The organism is Candidatus Nanobsidianus stetteri (assembly GCF_003086415.1).
GTDB classification, from domain to species: domain Archaea; phylum Nanobdellota; class Nanobdellia; order Nanobdellales; family Nanobdellaceae; genus Nanobdella; species Nanobdella stetteri_A.
In genome coordinates this window covers 18,262-41,132 of sequence record NZ_QEFP02000006.1, presented here as the reverse complement: position 1 = coordinate 41,132, position 22,871 = coordinate 18,262, and the positions used below count along the sequence as shown (strand labels likewise).

At 23.3% G+C, this 22,871-nt stretch carries 28 protein-coding genes and 1 tRNA gene; 12 read left to right on the top strand and 17 right to left on the bottom strand.

Features of this window, described 5'->3' with window-relative positions:
- The 4 genes from DDW03_RS01400 to DDW03_RS01385 form a co-directional block, all read right to left on the bottom strand.
- Window positions 1-849 (bottom strand): CAP domain-containing protein (locus DDW03_RS01400; RefSeq protein WP_228615283.1); only part of this gene is annotated, 849 nt, incomplete at its 3' end.
- Window positions 850-910: 61 nt separating this feature from the next.
- Window positions 911-983 (bottom strand) — tRNA-Thr (locus DDW03_RS01395).
- The gene (locus DDW03_RS01390; RefSeq protein WP_228615282.1) at window positions 983-1,897 is read right to left on the bottom strand and encodes an AAA family ATPase; all 915 of its coding nucleotides are present in this window, start codon (window positions 1,895-1,897) and stop codon (window positions 983-985) included. The genes DDW03_RS01395 and DDW03_RS01390 overlap by 1 nt, the downstream gene beginning before the upstream one ends.
- A 1-nt stretch (window position 1,898) precedes the next feature.
- Entirely contained in the window at window positions 1,899-3,503 is a 1,605-nt protein-coding gene (locus DDW03_RS01385; RefSeq protein WP_228615281.1) for an amylo-alpha-1,6-glucosidase, read from the bottom strand.
- 51 nt (window positions 3,504-3,554) lie between these two features.
- On the opposite strand from DDW03_RS01385, the gene DDW03_RS01380 reads away from it, so the two are divergent.
- Window positions 3,555-4,751, top strand: coding sequence for a glycosyltransferase family 4 protein (locus tag DDW03_RS01380; RefSeq protein WP_228615280.1), 1,197 nt, complete (start codon window positions 3,555-3,557; stop codon window positions 4,749-4,751).
- On the opposite strand, the gene DDW03_RS01375 is transcribed toward DDW03_RS01380, so the two are convergent.
- Window positions 4,722-5,897 (bottom strand): glycoside hydrolase family 57 protein, encoded by a 1,176-nt coding sequence (locus DDW03_RS01375; protein ID WP_228615279.1) that lies wholly within the window; start codon window positions 5,895-5,897, stop codon window positions 4,722-4,724. The genes DDW03_RS01380 and DDW03_RS01375 overlap by 30 nt on opposite strands.
- Before the next feature lie 37 nt (window positions 5,898-5,934).
- Here DDW03_RS01375 and DDW03_RS01370 point away from each other — a divergent pair, with 37 nt between their 5' ends.
- The 4 genes from DDW03_RS01370 to DDW03_RS01355 are packed head-to-tail and all read left to right on the top strand — an operon-like array spanning window position 5,935 to window position 9,226.
- Window positions 5,935-6,249 (top strand): hypothetical protein, encoded by a 315-nt coding sequence (locus DDW03_RS01370; protein WP_228615278.1) that lies wholly within the window; start codon window positions 5,935-5,937, stop codon window positions 6,247-6,249.
- On the top strand, window positions 6,246-6,908 hold the full coding sequence (locus tag DDW03_RS01365; protein WP_228615277.1) for a CpaE/TadZ family protein: 663 nt from the start codon (window positions 6,246-6,248) through the stop codon (window positions 6,906-6,908). The genes DDW03_RS01370 and DDW03_RS01365 overlap by 4 nt, the downstream gene beginning before the upstream one ends.
- A complete protein-coding gene (locus DDW03_RS01360) occupies window positions 6,905-8,524 on the top strand; it encodes a glycosyltransferase (RefSeq protein WP_228615276.1) in 1,620 nt (539 codons plus the stop codon). The genes DDW03_RS01365 and DDW03_RS01360 overlap by 4 nt, the downstream gene beginning before the upstream one ends.
- A 33-nt stretch (window positions 8,525-8,557) precedes the next feature.
- Window positions 8,558-9,226 (top strand): hypothetical protein, encoded by a 669-nt coding sequence (locus DDW03_RS01355; RefSeq protein WP_228615275.1) that lies wholly within the window; start codon window positions 8,558-8,560, stop codon window positions 9,224-9,226.
- Here DDW03_RS01355 and DDW03_RS01350 read toward each other — a convergent pair whose 3' ends face one another.
- From DDW03_RS01350 to DDW03_RS01330, 5 genes are all read right to left on the bottom strand, one after another.
- A complete protein-coding gene (locus DDW03_RS01350; RefSeq protein WP_228615274.1) occupies window positions 9,227-9,916 on the bottom strand; it encodes a ribosome assembly factor SBDS in 690 nt (229 codons plus the stop codon).
- Window positions 9,906-10,622 carry an archaeal proteasome endopeptidase complex subunit alpha gene (locus DDW03_RS01345; RefSeq protein WP_228615273.1) on the bottom strand — a complete coding sequence of 239 codons (717 nt, stop codon included), beginning with the start codon at window positions 10,620-10,622 and terminating at the stop codon, window positions 9,906-9,908. Before DDW03_RS01345 ends, DDW03_RS01350 begins: the two co-directional genes overlap by 11 nt.
- A gap of 11 nt (window positions 10,623-10,633) precedes the next feature.
- Complete coding sequence (locus DDW03_RS01340) at window positions 10,634-10,912, bottom strand: hypothetical protein (protein ID WP_228615272.1); 279 nt, start codon at window positions 10,910-10,912, stop codon at window positions 10,634-10,636.
- The gene (locus tag DDW03_RS01335; RefSeq protein ID WP_228615271.1) at window positions 10,906-11,832 is read right to left on the bottom strand and encodes a transcription initiation factor IIB; all 927 of its coding nucleotides are present in this window, start codon (window positions 11,830-11,832) and stop codon (window positions 10,906-10,908) included. The genes DDW03_RS01340 and DDW03_RS01335 overlap by 7 nt, the downstream gene beginning before the upstream one ends.
- Before the next feature lie 97 nt (window positions 11,833-11,929).
- Window positions 11,930-12,895 (bottom strand): hypothetical protein, encoded by a 966-nt coding sequence (locus DDW03_RS01330; RefSeq protein ID WP_228615270.1) that lies wholly within the window; start codon window positions 12,893-12,895, stop codon window positions 11,930-11,932.
- A 38-nt stretch (window positions 12,896-12,933) separates the two neighbouring features.
- Here DDW03_RS01330 and lonB point away from each other — a divergent pair, with 38 nt between their 5' ends.
- Window positions 12,934-14,796: an ATP-dependent protease LonB gene (gene lonB / locus DDW03_RS01325; RefSeq protein ID WP_228615269.1), complete on the top strand. Its 1,863-nt coding sequence runs from the start codon at window positions 12,934-12,936 to the stop codon at window positions 14,794-14,796.
- 294 nt (window positions 14,797-15,090) lie between these two features.
- On the opposite strand, the gene DDW03_RS01320 is transcribed toward lonB, so the two are convergent.
- Window positions 15,091-15,402, bottom strand: a complete 312-nt coding sequence (locus tag DDW03_RS01320) for a hypothetical protein (protein ID WP_228615268.1) — start codon at window positions 15,400-15,402, stop codon at window positions 15,091-15,093.
- A 54-nt stretch (window positions 15,403-15,456) separates the two neighbouring features.
- Here DDW03_RS01320 and DDW03_RS01315 point away from each other — a divergent pair, with 54 nt between their 5' ends.
- The 3 genes from DDW03_RS01315 to DDW03_RS01305 are packed head-to-tail and all read left to right on the top strand — an operon-like array spanning window position 15,457 to window position 16,245.
- Window positions 15,457-15,741: a 30S ribosomal protein S24e gene (locus DDW03_RS01315; RefSeq protein WP_228615267.1), complete on the top strand. Its 285-nt coding sequence runs from the start codon at window positions 15,457-15,459 to the stop codon at window positions 15,739-15,741.
- Window positions 15,738-15,941 (top strand): 30S ribosomal protein S27ae, encoded by a 204-nt coding sequence (locus tag DDW03_RS01310; RefSeq protein ID WP_228615266.1) that lies wholly within the window; start codon window positions 15,738-15,740, stop codon window positions 15,939-15,941. The genes DDW03_RS01315 and DDW03_RS01310 overlap by 4 nt, the downstream gene beginning before the upstream one ends.
- Complete coding sequence (locus DDW03_RS01305; protein ID WP_228615265.1) at window positions 15,925-16,245, top strand: DUF192 domain-containing protein; 321 nt, start codon at window positions 15,925-15,927, stop codon at window positions 16,243-16,245. The genes DDW03_RS01310 and DDW03_RS01305 overlap by 17 nt, the downstream gene beginning before the upstream one ends.
- Here DDW03_RS01305 and DDW03_RS01300 read toward each other — a convergent pair.
- Together DDW03_RS01300 and udg are read right to left on the bottom strand one after the other, a co-directional pair.
- On the bottom strand, window positions 16,231-16,617 hold the full coding sequence (locus DDW03_RS01300; RefSeq protein ID WP_228615264.1) for a hypothetical protein: 387 nt from the start codon (window positions 16,615-16,617) through the stop codon (window positions 16,231-16,233). The two genes, DDW03_RS01305 and DDW03_RS01300, sit on opposite strands and share 15 nt — an antisense overlap.
- A gap of 80 nt (window positions 16,618-16,697) precedes the next feature.
- The gene (gene udg / locus DDW03_RS01295) at window positions 16,698-17,312 is read right to left on the bottom strand and encodes a type-4 uracil-DNA glycosylase (RefSeq protein WP_228615263.1); all 615 of its coding nucleotides are present in this window, start codon (window positions 17,310-17,312) and stop codon (window positions 16,698-16,700) included.
- Between the two features lie 33 nt (window positions 17,313-17,345).
- On the opposite strand from udg, the gene DDW03_RS01290 reads away from it, so the two are divergent.
- A complete protein-coding gene (locus DDW03_RS01290) occupies window positions 17,346-18,176 on the top strand; it encodes an arginase family protein (protein ID WP_228615262.1) in 831 nt (276 codons plus the stop codon).
- A gap of 15 nt (window positions 18,177-18,191) precedes the next feature.
- On the opposite strand, the gene DDW03_RS01285 is transcribed toward DDW03_RS01290, so the two are convergent.
- From DDW03_RS01285 to DDW03_RS01270, 4 genes are all read right to left on the bottom strand, one after another.
- Entirely contained in the window at window positions 18,192-19,277 is a 1,086-nt protein-coding gene (locus DDW03_RS01285; protein ID WP_228615261.1) for a hypothetical protein, read from the bottom strand.
- Window positions 19,278-19,302: 25 nt separating this feature from the next.
- Window positions 19,303-19,452, bottom strand: coding sequence for a hypothetical protein (locus DDW03_RS01280; protein WP_228615260.1), 150 nt, complete (start codon window positions 19,450-19,452; stop codon window positions 19,303-19,305).
- A gap of 266 nt (window positions 19,453-19,718) precedes the next feature.
- On the bottom strand, window positions 19,719-20,126 hold the full coding sequence (locus DDW03_RS01275) for a DUF371 domain-containing protein (protein WP_228615259.1): 408 nt from the start codon (window positions 20,124-20,126) through the stop codon (window positions 19,719-19,721).
- The gene (locus tag DDW03_RS01270) at window positions 20,104-20,955 is read right to left on the bottom strand and encodes an ATP-grasp domain-containing protein (protein ID WP_228615258.1); all 852 of its coding nucleotides are present in this window, start codon (window positions 20,953-20,955) and stop codon (window positions 20,104-20,106) included. The genes DDW03_RS01275 and DDW03_RS01270 overlap by 23 nt, the downstream gene beginning before the upstream one ends.
- 134 nt (window positions 20,956-21,089) lie before the next feature.
- Between DDW03_RS01270 and DDW03_RS01265 the strand changes: the two genes are divergently transcribed.
- A complete protein-coding gene (locus tag DDW03_RS01265) occupies window positions 21,090-21,320 on the top strand; it encodes a DNA-directed RNA polymerase subunit H (RefSeq protein WP_420887679.1) in 231 nt (76 codons plus the stop codon).
- Between the two features lie 32 nt (window positions 21,321-21,352).
- Window positions 21,353-22,870 carry a DNA-directed RNA polymerase subunit B'' gene (locus tag DDW03_RS01260; RefSeq protein WP_228615256.1) on the top strand — a complete coding sequence of 506 codons (1,518 nt, stop codon included), beginning with the start codon at window positions 21,353-21,355 and terminating at the stop codon, window positions 22,868-22,870.
- Window position 22,871: the final 1 nt, after the last annotated feature.

The following is a 22,871-nucleotide window of genomic DNA, read 5'->3' as shown; positions in this document are numbered from 1 at the left end:
TACGTAATCTGGTCCGTAACCAATGTAATATCCATAATATGTATAATTAGCATCTATCAATCCCTCCCAATGGATTGGTGCGCTTGATTGCATATCTTGTACATATTCATCTGGTGTATAACCATCTGGATGCAGAACCTCTTCTCCAATTGACAGAGATAAGTAATTTTGATATTGACTAAAGTATTCATTAAAGTCTTGATCAAAACCATAGTGACTTATTGCGGGATTTTGAATCATTGTTTCAAATCTAATATAGGCAAAGTTGTCTAGCCAAGGACAATATTGCAATGGTGGAGCACCAATTGATTGTCTATATTGATTTACAATGCTAAAGAATTGAAAAACCCATGTTGAATTTATTGTGGGTTGTGTAGATGTGGTTATTGATTGTATAGTTGTTGAAATGTTATTAATACTTGTTTGTAGGGTTTTTAGAATTTGTTTTATATATGATAGATTATCAAAGACTACAAATATTATTAATAAAATTATTATTATACGAACAATATTTTTAATAATTCTACTTCTTCTAGGTTTGCTTCTACTTACATTATTATATTTATAAATATCATAATAATAATTGTTATACCAGTGTTTATGTCTTCGAAATCCATTATGATTTCTATGATGCCTATGTCTCATATAAATAATTATTAATGATTTAATTATTTTTCTAATACTTAAGAATATTTTGATTATTAGCATATTAAAGTTTTTTACAATTATTTGTAAATAATTTCCTCTTATTAAGTATTTATTGCTAATTAAATTAGTAATATTAATAATAATAGATAAAGTATTATCTTTATTGTTTAAATAACCATTATTAACAATTTTATTCCACATTAAATAATTATAATTTATTAAATTTTAAGTATATCTTTTGAAAAATTAAATGAAAAGCCAGTGCCACCGCCGGGATTTGAACCCGGGGCCTCTACCTTACCAGGGTAGCGCTCTACCAGCTGAGCTACGGTGGCTATTTTCCAATCTTCTTTGATATAATATTTATATATTGTGGATTTATACTATAAATATATTCATTGTTATTTACTTCTCTTATTAATATACCTTTTTTATACATTTTATTCAAATATTTTGATACAGTATTTCTTGGAAGATCTAATATTCTTGATATTTCTCTTGAAGACATCTTATTTTTATATAATACTTCTAGAATTTTTATTTGTGTATTTGATAATTTTATATCGCCTTCAAAATTCTTTATTTCTTCTAATTCCTTATTTATATTATTTATTCCCTCCTCCAATAAATTATTTAATTCAATAAATATCTGTCTAACATTATTATTATTTTTTCTTATTAAATTTCTCAATATTTTTTCATCTATATTTACTCTTCCCTTTAATTTCTTATTTATTAATTTTAATATTTCATCTTCTGGAGGGAATTTCATTTCAATCTTTCTATATAATCTATTCAAGAAAGATAAAGAAGCATTCATTATTTGTGGGGATGGTTGAATTAACATTATTGAATGAACAATTCTATTATCATATAAATATTTTAGTTTTTTAGATACATCTTCTGGAAAATTATAAAATTCATCTAATATTAATACTATGGGTAATTTATTTTCAAATTTAAAAAATAAAAACTTAATATACTTATTTTTTTCAATTATATAATTTATGTCTTTATCCTTTTCATATTCTCCATTTATATATATTACATTATAATCATCTGATAGATCTTTTTTAATTTTAAATGCTAAAGATGTTTTCCCTGAACCAATTGGACCATATAATAGAAATATTTCACCATTTATTATAGAATCTTTTACCTTTTTTATTATATCATCTACTCCTACCAAATCTTCATTTGGTCTTATATCCAAGGGATTCTTAAAGAACCCATATTTTTTCCACCACATCTTATTTTATATTATTTAATAATTCTATATAAGTTGATATTGACCATAGTTGATGTAAAGCCCCTGCTGGTTTTAATTCATATGCGCTGGATCTTTCTGGTAATGTTCCTATCATTTTTATCAATCTTTCATTAGATTTTAAAATACTATTTATTATATTTCCGTATTTTTCCTTATTTAAATTATATAAATCAATAGCAGCAATGTTATTTATAAAAATCCATGAATCTCCATTATGCATTGACTTTCCCTCATTTTTAAAATAATTATCCTCATTACTATATGGAATAAATTCTTTATCAAATATAGATAAACTACTAATTCCTCCCCATTTTAGATATAAATGAGTTAATGAATAATCAAAAATATTTTCCCACTCATAATTTGAAAATATCTTCGGATAAAAATAATAGGATAAAAATATATTACATCTTATCTTTTTATTTTTTATATCATCATATAAAGAATAATCTGATAAATAATTTTTTCTAATTGAATTCTTTATTTTTTCCAATTTTTCTTTATATTCATCTTTTTTTGTATAATTATATAAGTTATCATATGCATTTGCCATTAAGAATTGTATTTCTATTGGATAAATTCTATTTAATGTATCCATCCATGTTTCATTTGGATATGCTTTAAATAAGAATAATTTTTCATCTAAATAATTTTCTTCAAATAATTTTAACTTTTCAATTATATTATCTATTAATTTATCAAATATTTCTTTTTCAAACAAATCTTTAAATTGAAATAATCTAAAAATATATAATCCAATTCCATCAGAATTTCCAACATTTTCATTTTTTATATTTTTTAATCTTCCATCTAGTAAAAAATAATTTGAATATTCAATTAACTTATTCTTTACAATATCTTTATTAATATAATATAATCCCTTTAATGAAATTAATATATCTCTACTCCATTCTTGAAAATACCATGGAAAACCTGCAGAGATATTATTATCATAAATAAAGGATAATAACCTATTTTCAATTAAATTCTTTCCATTTAAATTTTCCTTATCATTTTTATATATTATTTCCAATTCTTTTGCATAAAAGGAAAATGGTAAATATATATATCTTTCAAATGGAGGAGATTTTCTATATAAATCATAATTATAATTTACCTTTATCCATTTATTTAATTCTTGATAAACTTCAAATCCCTTTATTATTACTTCATAGTTTAAATCACCTTTATTAAATTTTATCTTTACATAATCTTTATTTTTTTCATTATTATATATCCTTCCCCATTCATCTATATCATATAAATATCTTATATCGAAATAAACATTCAAAGTAGAATATTTATTTGTTTTATATATTAATTTATTGTCTATTAATTTATATTCTTCCCATCCATTTTTATAAATTATTTTTAAATCATTATAATCTTTTAATATTACTTTTTCAATTTCATTATAATTTATCTCCCTATTTTCTATTTTTTCTATTATTTTGATAAAATTGTTATTATAATATTGTAATAAACCAAAATATCTACTGTTATATAGTAAAGGTAAAAACAAAAAGGAACCTTTATTATTTATAATAGCATAATCAAAAATATCCAATTCAATTACATTTTCCATACAAATATTTTTGTTAAAAGATTTATAATTATTTTTATTTATCTTTTAATTATGAAAATACTCTTTTTATCATGGGGAGTGTTTCCTCAAAAAGGTGGCGGATTGGAAAAAGTAACATATTATTATTTAAAATATCTTGATTATTTTAATAACAATGTTTATTTATTTATTTTAAACTTGACTGATGATGTAAAATCTTTTTGGAATAATAAATTAAAGAATTCAAAAATCTTCGGATTAAATATGAAAGTATATCAATCATATATAGATTATTTTAAATATGAGTCTTTTACATTATATAAAAGAAAAATTATAGATTATAAAAGAGCGGTAATTGAATATAAAGATAGAATATTAGATGTGTTGAAGAATATGAAATTGGATTTTGATATTATATATGCATATGATTGGTTAACAGCTTTAGCAGGTATAGAAATAAAGAAAATATATAAAAAACCATTGGTTATTCATTTTCATTCTTTAGTATATGATAGAGTTGGAGGAAATCCAGATATATTAAAATATTTATTTGATTATGATTATGGAATAGAGTTGGAAGCTTGTAAATATGCTGATAAGGTTATAGTAGTAAGTAAAAGGGAAAAGGATATATTGGTAAAATATTATAATTGTGATGAAAAGAAGATTGATGTAATATATAACGCCCCAGATGATGATTTTAGTATAAAAGAAAAAATAAATAGTAAAATAAAGGAGAAATATAAAATAGTATTATATCTTGGGAGAATGACAATGCATAAAGGTCCAGATTATTTATTAAGAGCAGCTAAAAGAGTTTTAGAAAAAAGAAAGGATGTATTATTTATATTTGCAGGAACTGGAGAAATGTTGGAACAATTAATAAAAATGGCTGCAGATTTAAATATATCAAAAAATGTAATATTTACTGGATGGGTTGATGATGATTTAGCAGAATATTTATATTCAATAGCAGATATATTTGTTTTGCCATCCGTATCAGAACCTTTTGGTTTAACTCCCTTCGAAGCTTTAAAATATAAAGACTTTATTATAATATCAAAACAAACGGGTGTATATGAAGTATTAAAAAATGCAATGGCAGTTGATTTTTGGGATGTAAATAAAATGGCAGATTATATATTGGCATTGTTATCTTATCCAAAATTGGGAGAATATGAGATAAAACTATGTTTAGATGATATAAAAAATTTATCTTGGAAAGATTCTGTAGAAAAATTAATTTCTATTTTCAATAGCCTCATTTAATTCTATATCTTTTAGAATATTCATATATGATATAAAAGAATCATATGGGGTTGCAAAAGCTTCTTCCCTAAAATATTTATGTACATCTCCATCGCTATTATATTTTAAACTCATATAATAGAAATTATCTGAAGTTGATAAATATCTTAATATATTTAGTATCTTTTCATCATTCTTATATTTTTTATATAATTCTCTTAAATAATCTAAAGCTTCTCTTTGTATACTATCCCCAATCCATGCAGACAAGTCTCTCTCAATATCAGCCCATGATATTAATTCTGGAATATCTAATTCACCTTTATAATCAAATTCTTCTGCAGCTTCAGTTATATTATATGTTTCAAAATATCTTTCTTTTCCAATATATTCAAATAACTTATTCCAAAATTCAAATATTCCAGATTCTTTCCATATATGTTCCCCAATTGTTTCAAAATCCATGAATATATTTATTATATCTCCCGGAGTACTCTTTAGCCATAAATAATATTTATCCGCAGTTAATGGATATTCCGACCAATTCTTATTTGTAAATCTAAATCCTATATCATCAGATAATCTATAGTTTCTTAATAATAATCTTAGATTATTTATTTTTAATTTATAAACATAATTTGGACTTCTATTTCCTAAAATTTTTTCAGTTCCTTCAGTTAATGCAACTTTATATCCTAAAGAATATACAATTTCTCCTATTTCATTATTAAATACAAGCTCAAAATTTCTAAAGCTTTTAGATTTATAATTAAATATTTCTTTTATTTTCTTTCTATGCAATTTTATTTGGTTAATAAATTCATCTTTATCAATTAAATATGCCAATGAATGGTAGTAAGTTTCAGATACAATTTCTACATTTCCAGTATCTACCAATTTTTTCCATAATTCCAAAATTTCTGGATGGTATAATTCTAATTGCTCAATTAATGTTCCAGAAATTGAAAATGATACTTTTATATCATATTTTGTAATATTATCATATATCATTTCTAATGCTGGCTTATAACATTTATATACAACCCTATCTAATATTCTTTTATTTAAATCATCGTTGAAATAATTTTTTGATCCAATATCAAAAAAAGAATAATATCTTATTCTTCTTGGTTGATGTGCATGGAAATAAAATACAATGCCTGTCATAAATATCTTTTAAAGATATAACAATATAAAATTTAATATGATTGAAGTTGATGATGAAAAACAAGCATTTATTACTATTGATGGACAAAAATTATATGGTCTTCAAGATTTGTTAATTTGGTTATACAATGCAGATCAAGATAAATTTAATTATCATAAAAATCATTTTCCAGAATGGATAAAAAATTCATTAAAGGAGGAAAGTTTATATGAAAAAATAAAGGAAGCAAAAGATAAGGATGAATATATAAAAATTATAGGAAATTTCTTAAAAATTCATGAAATATATGTAAAGAAAAAAATTTCAAAAGAAGAAGCTGAAATAAAATTTTCAAAATTATTAGGATTATGATAGTATCTTTTATATCATTAAAGGGCGGGGTTGGAAAAACTACATTAGCAAATAATCTTGCAGCATATTTAAAAAAGGAATATAATTATAAAGTATTGATAATAGATACAAATGGAATTTATTCTTCGAATCTAATATTTCTAAATAATGAAAAATTATTTGGAAATAAAATATATCAAGGAATAAAGGTATTACCATACTTCCATTTAAAAATTATAGATAATTTAGATTTTAATATTAATGATTTAAATTATTTGAAAAGGTATTATGATGTAATTATTTTTGATGTACTTCCGAATATAAATTATATATTAAATATTGAAAAAGTATCTGATATAAATTTTTTAGTAATAAATCCAGATTTCTATTCTTTATATGTAAATAAAAAATTATACGATCTCTTAGATAAAAATAAAGTTAAAATAGTATTAAATAAATATGATAAGAGTATTGAAATAGATTTTATAGAGGATGTATATAATAAAGAAGTATATGTAGTTATTCCAGTAATTAAAGATTTTATTAATTATCAATTTCAATATCAACCAATCGCATTTTATAATGAAAAATCAAAGGCATTGAAATATATAGATGAGCTAGCATATTGTATAACTGGTAATAGAAAGAGAAGAAGCATATTTGATATTTTATTCAGATGATATTATTTGAACAATCTTGGGAAGTATGCAATAAAGTAGGAGGAATATATACTGTAATATCTACTAAAGCAAAATATATAAAAGAAAGATATAAGGATAAATATTTTTTGATTGGTCCATATAAAAATAGTTCAGAATTTATTGAATTAGATCCTCCCGATTATATAAAAGAAATAAATTATCAATTGGATGGAATTAAAGTACATTATGGATATTGGAATATTGAATCAAAGCCAAATGTATTTTTAATAGAATTTGATGAATTTTTTAATAAAGAAAGAAATTTATGGAAATATAAATATTGGGAATGGTATAAAATAGATTCTTTAAATTCTGATTTTACTTTTGATGAACCATTATTATGGTCTGTTGCTGTTGGTATATTTTTAGAAAAATTGGATAAATATTTTAATGAGAAGAAAATATTACATGCACATGAATGGTTATCTGGCGGTACAATATTATATATAAAGAAAAATAATCTAAATTATAAAACAATATTAACAATCCATGGAACAGTTATTGGAAGAACATTATCTGAAAAAAATGTAAATGTAGAAAATGCATTGAATATAATAGATCCAGATAAAGATTCATATAGATTGGGAATAAATTCAAAATATCAATTGGAAAAACAGGCAATATTAAATTCTGATATATTTACAGTAGTATCAGATAATTTAGGAGAGGAAGCATATAAAATATACAAAAGAAAACCAGATTATATAACATACAATTATATAAATGTAAAAGAAAAAGAATTATTTAATTATTATAAAATTTCGAAGAAATGGATAGATGAATTTTTAACATGGTATTTTCATCCATATTATGATTTACCAGAAAAATATTTACTAATATATACTATTGGAAGATATGAACCATATAATAAGGGTTTAGATTTATTTATTGATTTATTAAAATATTTAGATGAAAAGAGATTAAATACTATTGCATTTATTTTTGTTCCCTATAATATTAAAGGACAAAATAGTGATATAATAAGATCTTATAAAGAGTATATTAAATTGAAGGAAAATATAGAGGAAAATATACATTTAATTATTAGATCTTTATATAACGGAAAAAATGTATTGGATAAATTAGATAGAATAAAGAATAGAAGCCCTCCAATATGTACTCATGATGTAGAAAATAATATTATAATTGAAAAATTGAAGGAAAACAATTTAAATAATGATAAAAATAATTATGTAAAAGTTATATATGTTCCAGTTTATCTTGGAAATGATATTTTATTTAGTTTAGATCCAGAATATATATTACCAGCATTTGATTTTGGTGTATTTTTATCAAGATACGAACCTTATGGATATACACCATTAGAAGCATTGAACAATTTTGTTCCAATTGTTTTATCTAATAAAACAGGATTTTATAGAAATCTAATAAGTAAAAACATAAATCATGAATATATAATTAATGTAGATCCAAATAATTTGGATAAAGAACTTATATATAATAAATTTTTACAATATTATAATTTGGATTTATATGATAAAATGGAAATAAAAAAGCAAATGTATGAAATATCTAAAAAATTTGATTGGAAAAATAATATAAACGAATATATAAATATTTATGATTCTATGTAATAATTTAAAAGTAATAAAAGCAAATTTTTATATATGACATCATTTGCAGATTTTATAATAAATGTAGTAAATGTATTGGGAATAAATTTAATATTTGTTTTTCTATTCTATTTTGGAATATTATATTTTCTAATAAAATTTTTAATGGATAGTATGGTAAAAGCAGGTGAAAAAGGGGAAAAGAAAGATGAAGGGGGATCAAAGAAAGATATATATAGTATATTAGCATTTATTATATCGGTTTCTGCATCAATATTGTTAACAACATTTACTGGTTTTGTATTATATACTCAATATTTTGTAGCTTTTACAGTATCAATGATTTTGGTATTCTTTTTCTTCATAATTATAGGATCTTTCTTAACAAATGGTAAAATATTTGAAGTAATAGAAAAAAGATTATTTTCAAGTGAAGGAAGACCAAGTGGTGCTAGATATTTACCAATAATAATAGTAGTATTTATTATTCTATTTGCTTTACTATCTATGTATTATGCATATCAAAGTTACTTTTTATCAATAACTTTAGGTACATCTCCACAGGCACAAAATTATATAATAACCTTTAATCCTTATATATTGTTTGCAATGATATTCTTTATTTTAATAGGAATATTTTTGATATTTTCCGGTACTAGTGTTGGTTCTGAAGGTGGAAAAGGATCTGAAAAACAGGGCGGAGATAAAGGAAAATCCCAATAATTACTTTTTTATTTCCTCAACTATACAATCTTCCCCACATAATTTTCCTATATCTGAATAAAATTCTGATAATAATCCAATTGGTATTTCCAATATTGCTTCATAATTTTCTCCCCAATTCTCTTTTATAATTTTATATTTATTTTTTATTATTCCAATTATCCTGAATTTATTTGGATATACTATAAGTTTTATATTTTTATATTCTATCTTTAATGGATATTTCTTTCTTATTTCCTTTAAAACTTCTTCAGCCTGTTTTTCTACTGGTTTGTTTATATCTACATTATATTTTACCATTTCAAATAATTCTTTTGCTCTTTCATATGTTAATGGCATGTTATTTTTACTATCGTATGCTATTCTTCTTATATATTCAATAATCTGTTTTTTCTTTTCTTCAATTAATTCTCTCTTATATTCTGTTGGTAATGGAATCTCAGAATTTTCTAATATTTGTTTAGCAACTTCAAGAACATCCGTAGTTCCAAAAGCCTTCTTTAAAGATTCAGTTGATGCCCTTTCTCCCTTTTTAGAATCCTTAAAAATTTCTTCTACAGCCAATACTTCCCTTATATCTTTTATTTTTCCTTCTTTATATTCGAAAGCCTTTTTTAAATATACAATTATTTCAAAATTATAGCCTTCCTTTTTATATTTTATACTTATTTCTGTATCTTTATCCTTCATACAATTCTTTTACTTCATGATTTTCAAGTGTTTTAACTTTTTCACCTTTCTTTACATATGATAATATTAATCTCTCATATGCAAAATTATTTCCCAAATATTCTTTTAATACATCTATTCCAAATTTAATTGCTTCATTTAAGTCCATCTCTTTATATCTTTCTTCCAATATTGGTGTAATTTTATCCTCACCCTCTCCAATTACAACAGCCTTATATCTATAAAATATTCCGGATGGGTCTAATGAAAATAACTTTGGTTCACCATCTTTATCTATTCCACCAATTATTAATGATACGGCAAAAGGTCTTACTCCACCAAATCTTGTATAAGATTGCATTATATCGCTTATTTCCCTTACTAATAATTCTATATCTATTTGTTTTCCGTATTGTAATTTATGTTGTTGAGCAATTTCCCTTGCATAATCTATTAATACCCTACCATCTGGTATAAATCCGGAGAATGTTCCAATTATATTATCATCAATTTCCATAATCTTTTCAATAGAATCTGTTATAATTAATTTGCTTGGTATTTTTTTATCTGCAATTATTAATACACCATCTGTTGTACATATTCCAATTGCTGTTGATCCAGCTTTTGCAGCTTGTTTTGCGTATTCTACTAATATTAATTTTCCTTCTGGTGAGAATATTGCCCATCCTCTATCCATTGGTCCAAATTGTCCAATATCAGTTTCCATAAAGATAAAGTTTAAGATATATTTAAAAAAGATTTTGCACCTTTTAATGTTTTAAATATTTTAAAATTTTTTATATTTTGTAAATATAATAAAAAAATAATTTTATACAAATGTTTTTTGTTTATTGACAAGATTATCCTCTTATTTATTTCTATTTTATTTAAATGTAAATCATAATAATTTATATATCCAAAATATTTAATAAAATCATTTTTTAATTTTTCTTCATCAAAAAAATCTATCAAAATATATCTATTTTTAATTTTTAGAGCCTTTGGTAGTATTACCATTCCTCAGCGCTATTCATTTTTGCTTCAATATCTTTAAGATTTAATTTTTCTAACATTTCCTTATATCTATTTCTTATTGTAACTTCAGTTATTCCAGCAACTTCTGCTATATCTTTTTGTGTCTTTTGTATTCCATGCTTTACACATGCCAAATATATTGCAGCTGCTGCAACTCCTGCTGGACCTCTACCAGCAGTTATATCAGATTCTTTTGCTTTATTAACAATTTCTATTGCTGTAGATACAACTTCTGGTGGTAAACCCAATAATGATGAAAATCTATGTACATATTCTGTAACATCTATTGGTTGTATTTTTATCTTTAATGCTTGTAATAGATGTTTATATGTCCTTCCTAATTCTTTTTTATGTATATTTGATGCTTTAACTATTTCATCTATTGTTCTTGCAACATCATGTATTCTACATGCTATATATGTACATGCAGCAATGACTGTTTCTACAGATCTTCCTCTAATTAATCCTTTTTCAACAGCATCTAAATATAATTTCAATGCTGTTTCTTCTACTTGTTTTGGCAATTGTAAGAATGAAGAAATTCTTCTTAATTCTTGTTGTGCTAATTTTAAATTTCTTTCATAAGAACTTGTGGATCTTTGTTGCCATTTCTTTAATTTTCTTGATAATGTTGTATCTTCATCTTTTGATTCTGCCTTTCCAATTTCTGTTGATATCATACTTGGTATATTTGTATACCTCATTGCACTACCAGTTCTTGATAATTTTTCTGCATCTTCTGAATTTATTGTCCTGTATTCCTTTCCTAGATATGGAACTTCCTCAATTACATAACCACATTTTGCACATACTAGCTCTGCTGTCTTTTCATTGTATATAAATTCTGTACTTCCACATACTGGACATTTTAATTCTGGATTTTTTATAAGCTTTTGGACCATAATAAATTTTTAAATATTATGTTTATAAAGTTAACCTTTTAAATATTATTAATTTTTTACTATTAATCAATGAATATGGACCTTAATAATTTTTATATCATTTTGTTAGAACGTCAAATTGCTTTCTAATCCATATTATAGAAAATATAGCTAGAGAAAATATTATTACTTCTATTGGGCTAAATATTATTGAAAATATTGGCAATAGAGCGATAGTTACAATAGATGCAAGATAAAATGGTGTATTTGATAATATTAATGTATCTCCAATAAATTTATTTGAATATACATATCCCTTTCTAATTGATAAGTATGGGGATAATAATATCCCTATTGGTATTATTGATGAATATGTAAAGAAAAATAAGAAATTAAAGAAATAATAAACAAAACCATACAATATTGTTGAATAAGATGATATATATTTTATTGATGAATATATTATCCATAATATTATTGTAGAAATGAAAAATATCCTTAATAATTCGTCATTTCTTACTTCTATATTTTTACTTCTTCCAAGCCTTTTATATTCTATTACTATTGGCTTCATAGAAAATATTACTGGAACAAATAAACCAAGTGTAATTATTGATACTATAATTGTAATTATATAACTTAAATTATATCTATGTATGTATGTAAAGTTTAATTGTTCACTCTTTGAACTTTTTATCTTTAATTGTTTTATATAATTATAAAAGAATAATATTATAAAAAGAGATATCATAACATATAAAAACAGGTTATTTCTAAATATAAAGAATAGTATTATTTCTAAAATAATTAATAAATAATAAAAAAATGCATAAGATCTCTTTTTATAAAATAATATTTTTAATTCTGCAATAACATTATCTAGATAAATATATAAACCATAAAATGATGAAACTAAATTAAATATAAATAAAAGTATAAAGTATGAAATTATTGTATAAATTATTGAGAAAAATAAATTAGCCAATCCAATAAATAAATTATCCCAATGATTAAAGGATAGGAAAAAACCTATAATCATTAAATAATATATTACTCTTCTATCTATTTTTATATATTCAAACATATTTCATCTTTATATTTTTTAATTTTATAAAATGTATTATGCCCGAAAATACAATAATATCAATAAAAGATCTATATAATATATTCAAATTTAAGACTACGGAAGAAATAAATGTACCTGAAAAGATATCAGATCAAATTATTGGACAAGATAAAGCGTTGGATATAATTAAAAAAGCTGCTAAACAGAGGAGACATGTTTTATTGATAGGAGATCCTGGTACTGGTAAATCTATGCTAGCACAGGCATTGGCAGAAATATTATCAGAAGATAAAGAACAAGTCAGAAATTTAGAAGATATATTGGTATTCCCAAATCCAAATGATGAATATCAACCAATAATAAAGACAGTACCAATGGGAACTGGTAAAAAAATTGTAGAAGAAATGAGAAAGAAAGTATTGGAACAAACAAAAGTTTTCCAATATTTCTATATTTTATTATTACTTATATCAGCATTTACTCCAATGTACTTTTACTATGTAGGAAATTATATAATGGCCGGTGCAACATTTATTGGATTTATGATTTTAATGGCTAGTTTATCATTTTCTTTCCAGGTAATGCAGAAGCAAATAATGAAAAATATACCAAAATTATTGGTAGATAATTCAAATAGAACTTCTGTACCATTTGTAGATGCTACAGGTGCATTTGAAGGTATGTTATTTGGGGATGTATTACATGATCCATTTCAATCTGGAGGTCTTGAAACTCCACCACATCAAAGGGTAATTGCAGGTGCAATACATAAGGCAAATAAAGGGGTATTGTTTATAGATGAAATTGGAACATTAAGACCAGAGGTTCAGATAGAATTATTATCCGTTTTACAAGAAAAGAAATATCCAATATTTGGAAGATCTGAGAGATCTGCTGGTGCAATGGTAAGAACTACACCAGCTCCTGCCGATTTTGTATTAGTAGCAGCTGGAAATTTAGAAACATTAGAAAAATTGCATCCAGCATTTAGATCAAGAATAAGAGGGTATGGATATGAAGTATTTATGAATTCTGAAATATTATTTACAGAAGAAACTGCAAATAAATTTGCTCAATTTGTTGCACAGGAAATTAAGAAAACGGGTAATATACCGCATTTTACAAAAGAAGCTGTAATAGAAATTATTAGAGAAGCTCAAAGGAGATCTGGAAGAAAAAGTTATTTAACATTAAGATTAAGAGATTTGGGAGGATTGGTAAGATTAGCTGGAGATATTGCAAAATCAAAAGGAAAAAAATATGTAGAACCTGAAGATGTTATAGAAGCAAAGGAAAAGGCATTAACAATTGAAGAACAAATATCTAAATATTATATTGAAAGAAGGAAAGAATATCAAATAATAAAAACTGAGGGATATGAAATTGGAAGGGTAAATGGATTGGCAGTAATTGGATCAAGGTTATATTATTCAGGATTGGTATTACCTGTAGAGGCAGAGGTTGTACCTGGAAAGGGTGGTAGAGAAATTACTGCTACCGGAAATTTAGGAAAAATTGCAAAAGAGGCAATAGTAAATGTATCTGCAGTAGTAAAAAAGAAATTTGGAGAAGATTTGAAGAAATATAAGGTTCATGTTCAATTTTTACAAACATATGAAGGTGTAGAAGGAGATTCAGCTTCAATAACTGTTGCAACTGCAATAATATCCGCATTAAAGAATTGGCCAGTAAGACAAGATCTAGCAATGACAGGTTCTTTATCAATAAGGGGAGAAGTATTACCTGTTGGAGGTATAATAGCAAAAGTGGAAGCTGCAATTGAATCTAAATTAAAAGAAGTTATAGTACCAGAGGGTAATTATAATGATATACCTGAAGACTTATTTGATAAGATAAAGATAACACCTGTAAAAACAATAGATGAAGTTATAGAAATTGCAACTGGTAATAAGATTTAAAAAGTTTTTATGAATGAATTTTTATGAGAAAAATATACTTATTATCATTTATTTTATTCTTATGGATCTGCAGAATTAGATATAAATATTCTAGGAGCTTCTAGTGGTATAAGTAGTTTATTATATGGTATAATATGTAATTCTACATATGGTTCTTCATCATTTAGTACTCAAGTCCCAATATATGTATTAGGACCAAACAATGTAATAGCAAACTATACACAATCTCAAATAGTAGTATCTGAAAAGGTATCTCCAACAGATTTAATTGGAATTGGAGGTTTAATAGTAGGATTACTTGCTTTGTTTAATATAATCTAATTTTTTTAATCTTTTTCTTATTTCCAATACCGCATCATGAATTGCTGCACCTAAAAATAATGTTGTTAATATATATAATTCATATAAATATGTAATTGTTCCAATTATTATTGATACTATTCCAAATATTGATAAATATAAATGATGAATTTTTGCTCTATATTCCCTTGTCTTTGTTCTAATTTCAATAAAGAATTCTGGTGAAAATTTCTTAATTATGTATTCTGCTGAGAAATATCCTATTATGAATGATAGACCATAAGTCATTATAGTGATATCGTTCATTTTATACTATTTCTATTCATCATTTTAAAAAATTATATCATATAAATTATTTACATGGATCTAAAAATAATAAATAGGGAAAATAATCAATTATTAAATAGAGAAGAAATTATTGTTTTAATAGATCATAAAAATGAACCAACACCAAAGAGGGATGATATAAGGGAAAAAATTTCAGCAATGATTGGAAAAGACAAGAATTTAATTGTAGTAGAAAAAATATTGACAGAATTTGGAAAACAGAGATCAAAAGCATTTATAAATGTATATCAGAATGAGGAAGATATGAAAAAATTAGAGCCAAAACATATATTAAAAAGGAATAAAATTATACAATGAGCGAAAAGAAAGATTTGAAAATATTAAGATTATATAAGGTTGAAGATAATAAGGTAGTTAGATTAAAAAAGATATGTCCAAAATGTGGAAGATTTATGGCAGAACATAAAGATAGGTATCATTGTGGATATTGTGGATATACAGAATTTAAGCAAAATATAGAAAAAAGATACATAAAAGAAATTGGAATACAAGTATAATATAAAATATTTTGGTCCTCTTAGATCTTTTATTGGTTTAATGTTTCAATTACCAAAAGAAAATACAATATATATTTTAGATTTAAAAAAGGATGTTGAAGATGGATTTGTTCATACATTTTTTTGTTTAAAACCATTGGATATTTATCTATATAATTCAAATTTTGAATTGATTCAATATCATAAAAAGTTAAAACCATTTAAGATTATAATTCCAAAGAAAAAATTTAGGTATATAATTGAGGGTTTAGATATAAATGAGGATATGTTGAATTATACAATAGAATATTTAAAATCTCTGTAAATTATTAGTTAATATTTCTATTTCTACAAATAATTTATCAATCATGCTTTTTATTTCTTTTATTCCATTATTTATTTGTCCAATTATTTCAACTTTTATATTTGGTGTTATATATGTATTTCCACTTATTTCTTTATAATATAAAGTTATATAATCTTTTATACTTTCTAGAATACTTATTAACAATTTCATTAAATTTATTAAATTATTAATTTCTTGCATTTGATAATTATATAAAATATATGGATTTCCACTAATATTTTTTTCATATTCATTTAAACTTTGTAATTGTAAAACATAGTTATTTATTTGTGATAATAAATTTCTTATTTGAGTTAATAATTGGTTTTCTAAATCTTGAATGTTATCCATAATTAATTAATATTTTAACTATTTTATATTTTTTCAGGGAGGAGGTGTATTCATCATTTATTCAGTCGCGCGCAACATCATCATATAAATTTTAATATTCCCTCCCTTTTATCTTTATTTAATATTTCTTTTATTGTTTTAAAATCTTGATCAAAATATTCTCTCCATTCTTTATGATATAATGTAGATGCTGGATGTAATGTTGGAATTATTGTAATAATTTTTCCCCATTTATTTACTTTAAATATTTTTCCTCTCAATTTTGTTATTGAAGAAAATTTTAATTTAAAGTAATCAAAAATCCATTTTGTCGAATAATGACCTAGAGTTACTATTATATCTGGTTGAATTATTTCTAATTGCTTTTCTAGCCAAATGGAACATGCTTTTATTTCTTCTTCTTCAGGTTCTCTATTTTCTGGTGGTCTGCATTTAACAACATTTGTTATATATACATCTTTTCTATCCATATTTAATATATTTTTTATATTTTCAGTTAATACTTGTCCAGCTTTTCCAACAAAAGGTTTTCCCTGTTTATCCTCTTCTCTACCAGGTGCTTCCCCTATAAATAATATCTTTGAATTTGGATTACCATCACCTGGAACATAATTTGTTTTAAATTTATATAAAGGACATCTTGTACATTTTGATATTTGATTATTTAATTCTTCAATCATTTTTTCTTTATCCATTAAAAATATAAGTATGATAATTATTTTAGTTTAATGTTTGCACATGCTCAGGGTGAATATGATAAATCAAAATGGATAATAGTAGGAATCCCATCCGAAATTGGTAGTTTATCTCATATAAAAAATTATATTGAAGGACCTGAATCAATTAGAGATGCATCTTATAGAATATTTTCTCCAATATTTGGAGAAATAAATATGGAAGAAATATATGATTATGGTGATATAGATTTAGAAGATATAAAAGATCTAGATAAATTATATGAAAAAATATATAATGAAATTAAAAAAATATATAGGAAAGATAAAAAATATATATTTTTGGGAGGAGATCATTCAATAACATATCCAATATTAAAAATTATTAAAGAAAATTGGAGGGATTTTTATTTATTATATTTTGATGCTCATCCTGATATTCATCCAGATCCATATCCAAATTATCAAAGCCTTATTTATCATTTAATAAAGGAAAATTATATTGAACCTGAAAAGATTATTTTTGTTGGTATATCTAATCTATCATTTGAAGAAAAGAATATAATAAAAGAATGGGGAATAAAATATTATAATCCTTTGGATGTTTGGGATAATATAAAGGAAATTTCAAAAGAAATATCAGATATATTGAAAAATAAGAATTTATATATTTCAATTGATATAGATGTATTTGATACTGGATGTGGACATTGGTTAGAAGGTATTGGAATTAGACCATATCATTATTTTAAGATTATAAAGGAATTAAGAAATATTAATCTAATTGGTTTTGATTTAGTAGAATTATTTTCAAATGAAGTATGTGATAATTTAGCATCAAAAATAGTAATAGAAACTATTGCAATGTTTAATAATAAAGTATAGTTATCTTTGGGAAATTTAGATATGCTTTTTATATATTGAATGTATATAAATTAATACTAATCCTATAATTGCCAATATTAGTAAGTTTATTGAAAATAAAATTATAAATAAGGGAAAATTAAATAGAGTTCCTGGATTAATATAGTAGAAATAATTTACGAAATTCATTAATATAAATGGTATTCCTGAAACAATTCCCAAAATTATTTTTTTACTGTCTGGAAACCTATGATACAAATAAGCGTGAATTGCGGTAAAGAAAAATAAAAACATAATTATAATATTTTGAATAATGTAAATTATATTATTTTTTATTAAGAAAAATAGGATTGTGAAGAAGATAAATAAAAATATTATTAATATTAAAATATACATTGTGAATCCCTCTGGTTTATTAAATATTTTTTTAATCATCAGCATTAAAATAAATTCTAATATTGAAAATGAGGATATAGTAAATAATATTAACATTAAAATAGGTTCTGATATTGAAGATGAAGATATATTAAATAATATTAAAATATTTTGAACAATTAAGGAAAGTATTAACTGTATAGATAAAAAAATAGAAATTATGGAGAAGATAATTTGGCTATATTTGTTTAAAAAATTTAATGAAGTTAAATGATATATTTTTTTATCATCTAAATTGAATAAAAAACCTAGGAGAGATATAAAAAATAAAGAATAAATATTTATAATATTATATGATGTTATAAATAAAACATAAATTAGGGAAATTATCAATATTATTATTTGCTTTCTATTTATAGATAATTTATTCTCTGCGACAAAATTTCCAAAGAAATAAAATAAAATAAATGAAAAAAATACATAAACAAAATATTTAAATAAAATATTATTAAAAATATTTAATATAGGCAATATAAAAATTAATAAATATAAAATTTTTATCATATTGAATTTTGTATTTTTCAAGAAATAATATAAAGCAAAGAAGTAAAATATTCCAAATAAGATATAATATAAATTTGTAAAAAATAATATAGATATTGGAAATATTATTAAATATAATATAAGTATGTGTTTATTGATATTTTTGTTTTCGTCAATTAATTTATCTATAATAGTTTCACCCATTATATATAAAAATCCATTAAAACTTTTATGCAATTCTAAAATATGTTTGATTAACTCTTTCTAAATATACTGTTACAAGTTGATAAAACATAATATTATTTACTGAATAGCATGTTATATAATTACATATAATATCTACGTTGGTATTTTCTGTACATGTTATATTTCCAGACAAATTTGTTGGAAATAAAAATAAAAAAGTCTGTTTGAAGTATTTTCATAATTTGTACAAAATGTATATGGGCTTGAACAATAACTTGAACAATCTAAAACTGCCTATTGTATTTATGTATTTGATATTTGACCGATCTCTGATGTTTGTAGCTGAAATAACTTAATTACAATAACTACCACTATATTATTATAAATATTAATTGTACAGCCATATTTATACTCTTCTTTTTATAATTAAGGATAAACATTTTATTCTTTATAAATATTTTAGTAGTATATAATAAATTCCATATCTCTCTCATTCTTCAATCTTTCTATTAATCTTCTATCAATATCAATAGCACTCTTGTTTGAATTTATTGCTAAAGTTCTATCATCAATATAATTGCTTTTTCTTATAACAATACTTCTATCATTTGTTAACAATAATTTTTTAGAACCATATGCAATTATATTATCTATTAAATCATCAACTTTAATTACAATCTTTATCTTTCCTTCATTTAATAAATGATCTTTAAGATCTTCTGGTAAATCTTTTACAGAGTAATTTGCACTTATACCAATTATACAATCTCCTCTTTCAGTTAAATAATTATCTTTAGTAATTTCTAAAGTACTTTTATGTGTTGCCTTTATTAATTTGTTCCCTTTAGCTTTTATTACTAATTTCATTTAAGTAATTTAATATTTCTTTTGTAATATTTTTATTTAAATACTTATCAAATCCCTCATACTGGAATATATGATGTAAATCTATCAAATAATATTGATTATCTTTTAATAATAGATCAAATGCAAATATTTGTAAATCACATTTTTCCATAATTTTATATCCAATATCTATTATTTCTTGATCCAATTTATATTGCTTTCCATATCCTCCCTGACTAATATTTGCCTTAAAACTATTTTTATTAATCCTTTCCATTGCGCCAATCGGTTTTCCTATGAAAATTATCCTTATATCTTTCTCATAAGGTATATATTTTTGAAATATTAAATTTTTTATATTTATTCTTTTTTCTAATAAATATTTTTCTAAAAAATTATATAATTCTTTTTCATTATCTATTTTATGTACAAATTCCCCTCTATGAATAAATTGGTGCTTTATTATCATTGGAAATCCAATCTTATTTATTACATATTCTATATTATCTATTGAATATATTTTTACAAATTCTGGAATTTTTACATATTTATTTAAGATACTATAAAATAGAGTTTTTGATATTATAGATTCTTTGACATGTATTTTATTTATTACTTCTTTCCCATTTTGTTCAAGATATTTTGCTAGAAAGTGGATATCAGATAAAAAATTTGATCCAACGAAAAAATAATATAGATCATAGTTTAATATTTTTTCATTATATGGAAATATATTTTCTTTTTCTATATCAATAATGCTAATGTTATTATAATTTTTTATTTCCTCCTTTAATTTTATTATTCTATAATCTTGTAAATTTGTTTTTGTGAATATAGCTATTCTACCCATTCCTAATATCTAAGAGGTAAAGTTATAAGTTTTTTATAAAAAATAAATAAATGGCTAAATCTACTAAAAAGTCTAAATCTAAAAAAGTTTCTAAGGATAATAAACCTAAAGAAAGTTTAAGAGAATTATCTGAAATTGATATAACAAAACATTATTTAGTACCAAAAGATATAATATTATCTGAAGAAGAAAAGAAAGAATTGTTAGAAAAGTATAAAGTATCCTTATCAGATTTACCAAAGATTAAAATCTCAGATCCAGCATTAAAGAATTTAAATGCTAAACCAGGAGATATTGTTAAGATCATAAGAAATAATCCATGGATTGGAGAAGAAATATATTATAGAGTTGTTGTAGAAGATTAAGCTTATAAAGATATCATATATATAAATAAAAAGTGGCTAATAATAATACAGACAATTATATCTTATTTTATAAATATTTGGAGGAAAATGATCTGTTAGGAGTACAACTGAGATCTTTTGAATATTTTGTTGATGTAGAAATGACAAAGATTGGAAGAGAATTGGGAACATTTTCTCCAAGATTATTAGCTCCAGGATTAAGGGATTTGCAATTTAAAATAGAAAAATTATGGTTGGAAAAAGCAGATTTTATGGAGAAGGAGGGAGTTTCTAGATTAATATATCCGATAGAAGCTAGAATTAGAAAACTTACATATTCTGGATCAGTATTTATGGAATTTTCTGTATATGAAAATGAAACATTTAAGAGTAAATATCAGGTACCAATTGGTAGATTGCCAATAATGGTTAGATCAAAATATTGTAATACTTATGGATTATCTGAAGAAGAATTAATAAGAATTGGTGAAGATCCGACAGATAGAGGTGGATACTTTATTATTAACGGAAATGAAAAATTAATTATATTATCTGAGGAACTTGGTACAAATAAATTTTATGTTCAAAGGGAAACTGGTTCTATAAAATATAGTGGATATTTATTATCAGAATCTTTAACTCAATTAAAGGCTCATAGAATGGAGATGACAAAAGATGGTTTATTATATTTATCATTTGAGAAATATAAAAAGGTTCCGTTAATACCTTTGGTAAGGGCTCTAGGTTTAGAAAAGGATGTTGAAATAAATCAATTAATTTCTGAAGGGGAAGAATTTGAAGAAGTATATATTAATTTATTGGAATTCCAAAATATAAAAACTTCTGAAGATGCAATAAGATATTTAGCTGATAAATTAAAATTATCAGGCTCTCCAGAAGTTAAAAGAGAAAAATTATTATCAATATTAGATAACTTATTATTACCCAATATTGGAACATCACCAAATGATAGATTATTAAAAGCATACAATTTATTAAAGATGGCAAGAAAATTATTATTATTAGCCCATGAAAAAATTGATGAAGATATAAAGGATCACTTTGCAAATAAAATAGTTAGAACGCCTGGGGAATTAATTAGGGAATATTTCCTTGTTACTTTAAGAACATTGATGACAGATGCAATGTATCAATATGAAAGGTTAGTAAAAAGAGGAAAAATACCTTCATATACCTCTATATTTAGATCAAAAATATTTACTGAAAGATTTGAAAATGTAATGGCTATTGGAAAATGGACAAGAAATAGAACAGGAATTTCACAGGCTCTTGATAGAACAAACAAGATTTCTGTTTTATCTCATTTAACAAGGGTTGTTTCTTCAATATCTGGCGAAGCTGAATTGTTAGAAGCAAGAATGGCTCATGGTACTCATTGGGGTAGATTGGATTTAATAGAAACACCCGAAGGTCATGAAACTGGATTGAGAAAAAATAAAACAATATTATCAAAGATAAGTTTTGAAGAGGTTGATAAAAATGAATTGATTAGAAAGTTAGAGGATATAGGATTAAGGCCAATAGTTAAAAATGTTTCAGATAAAAAATAAA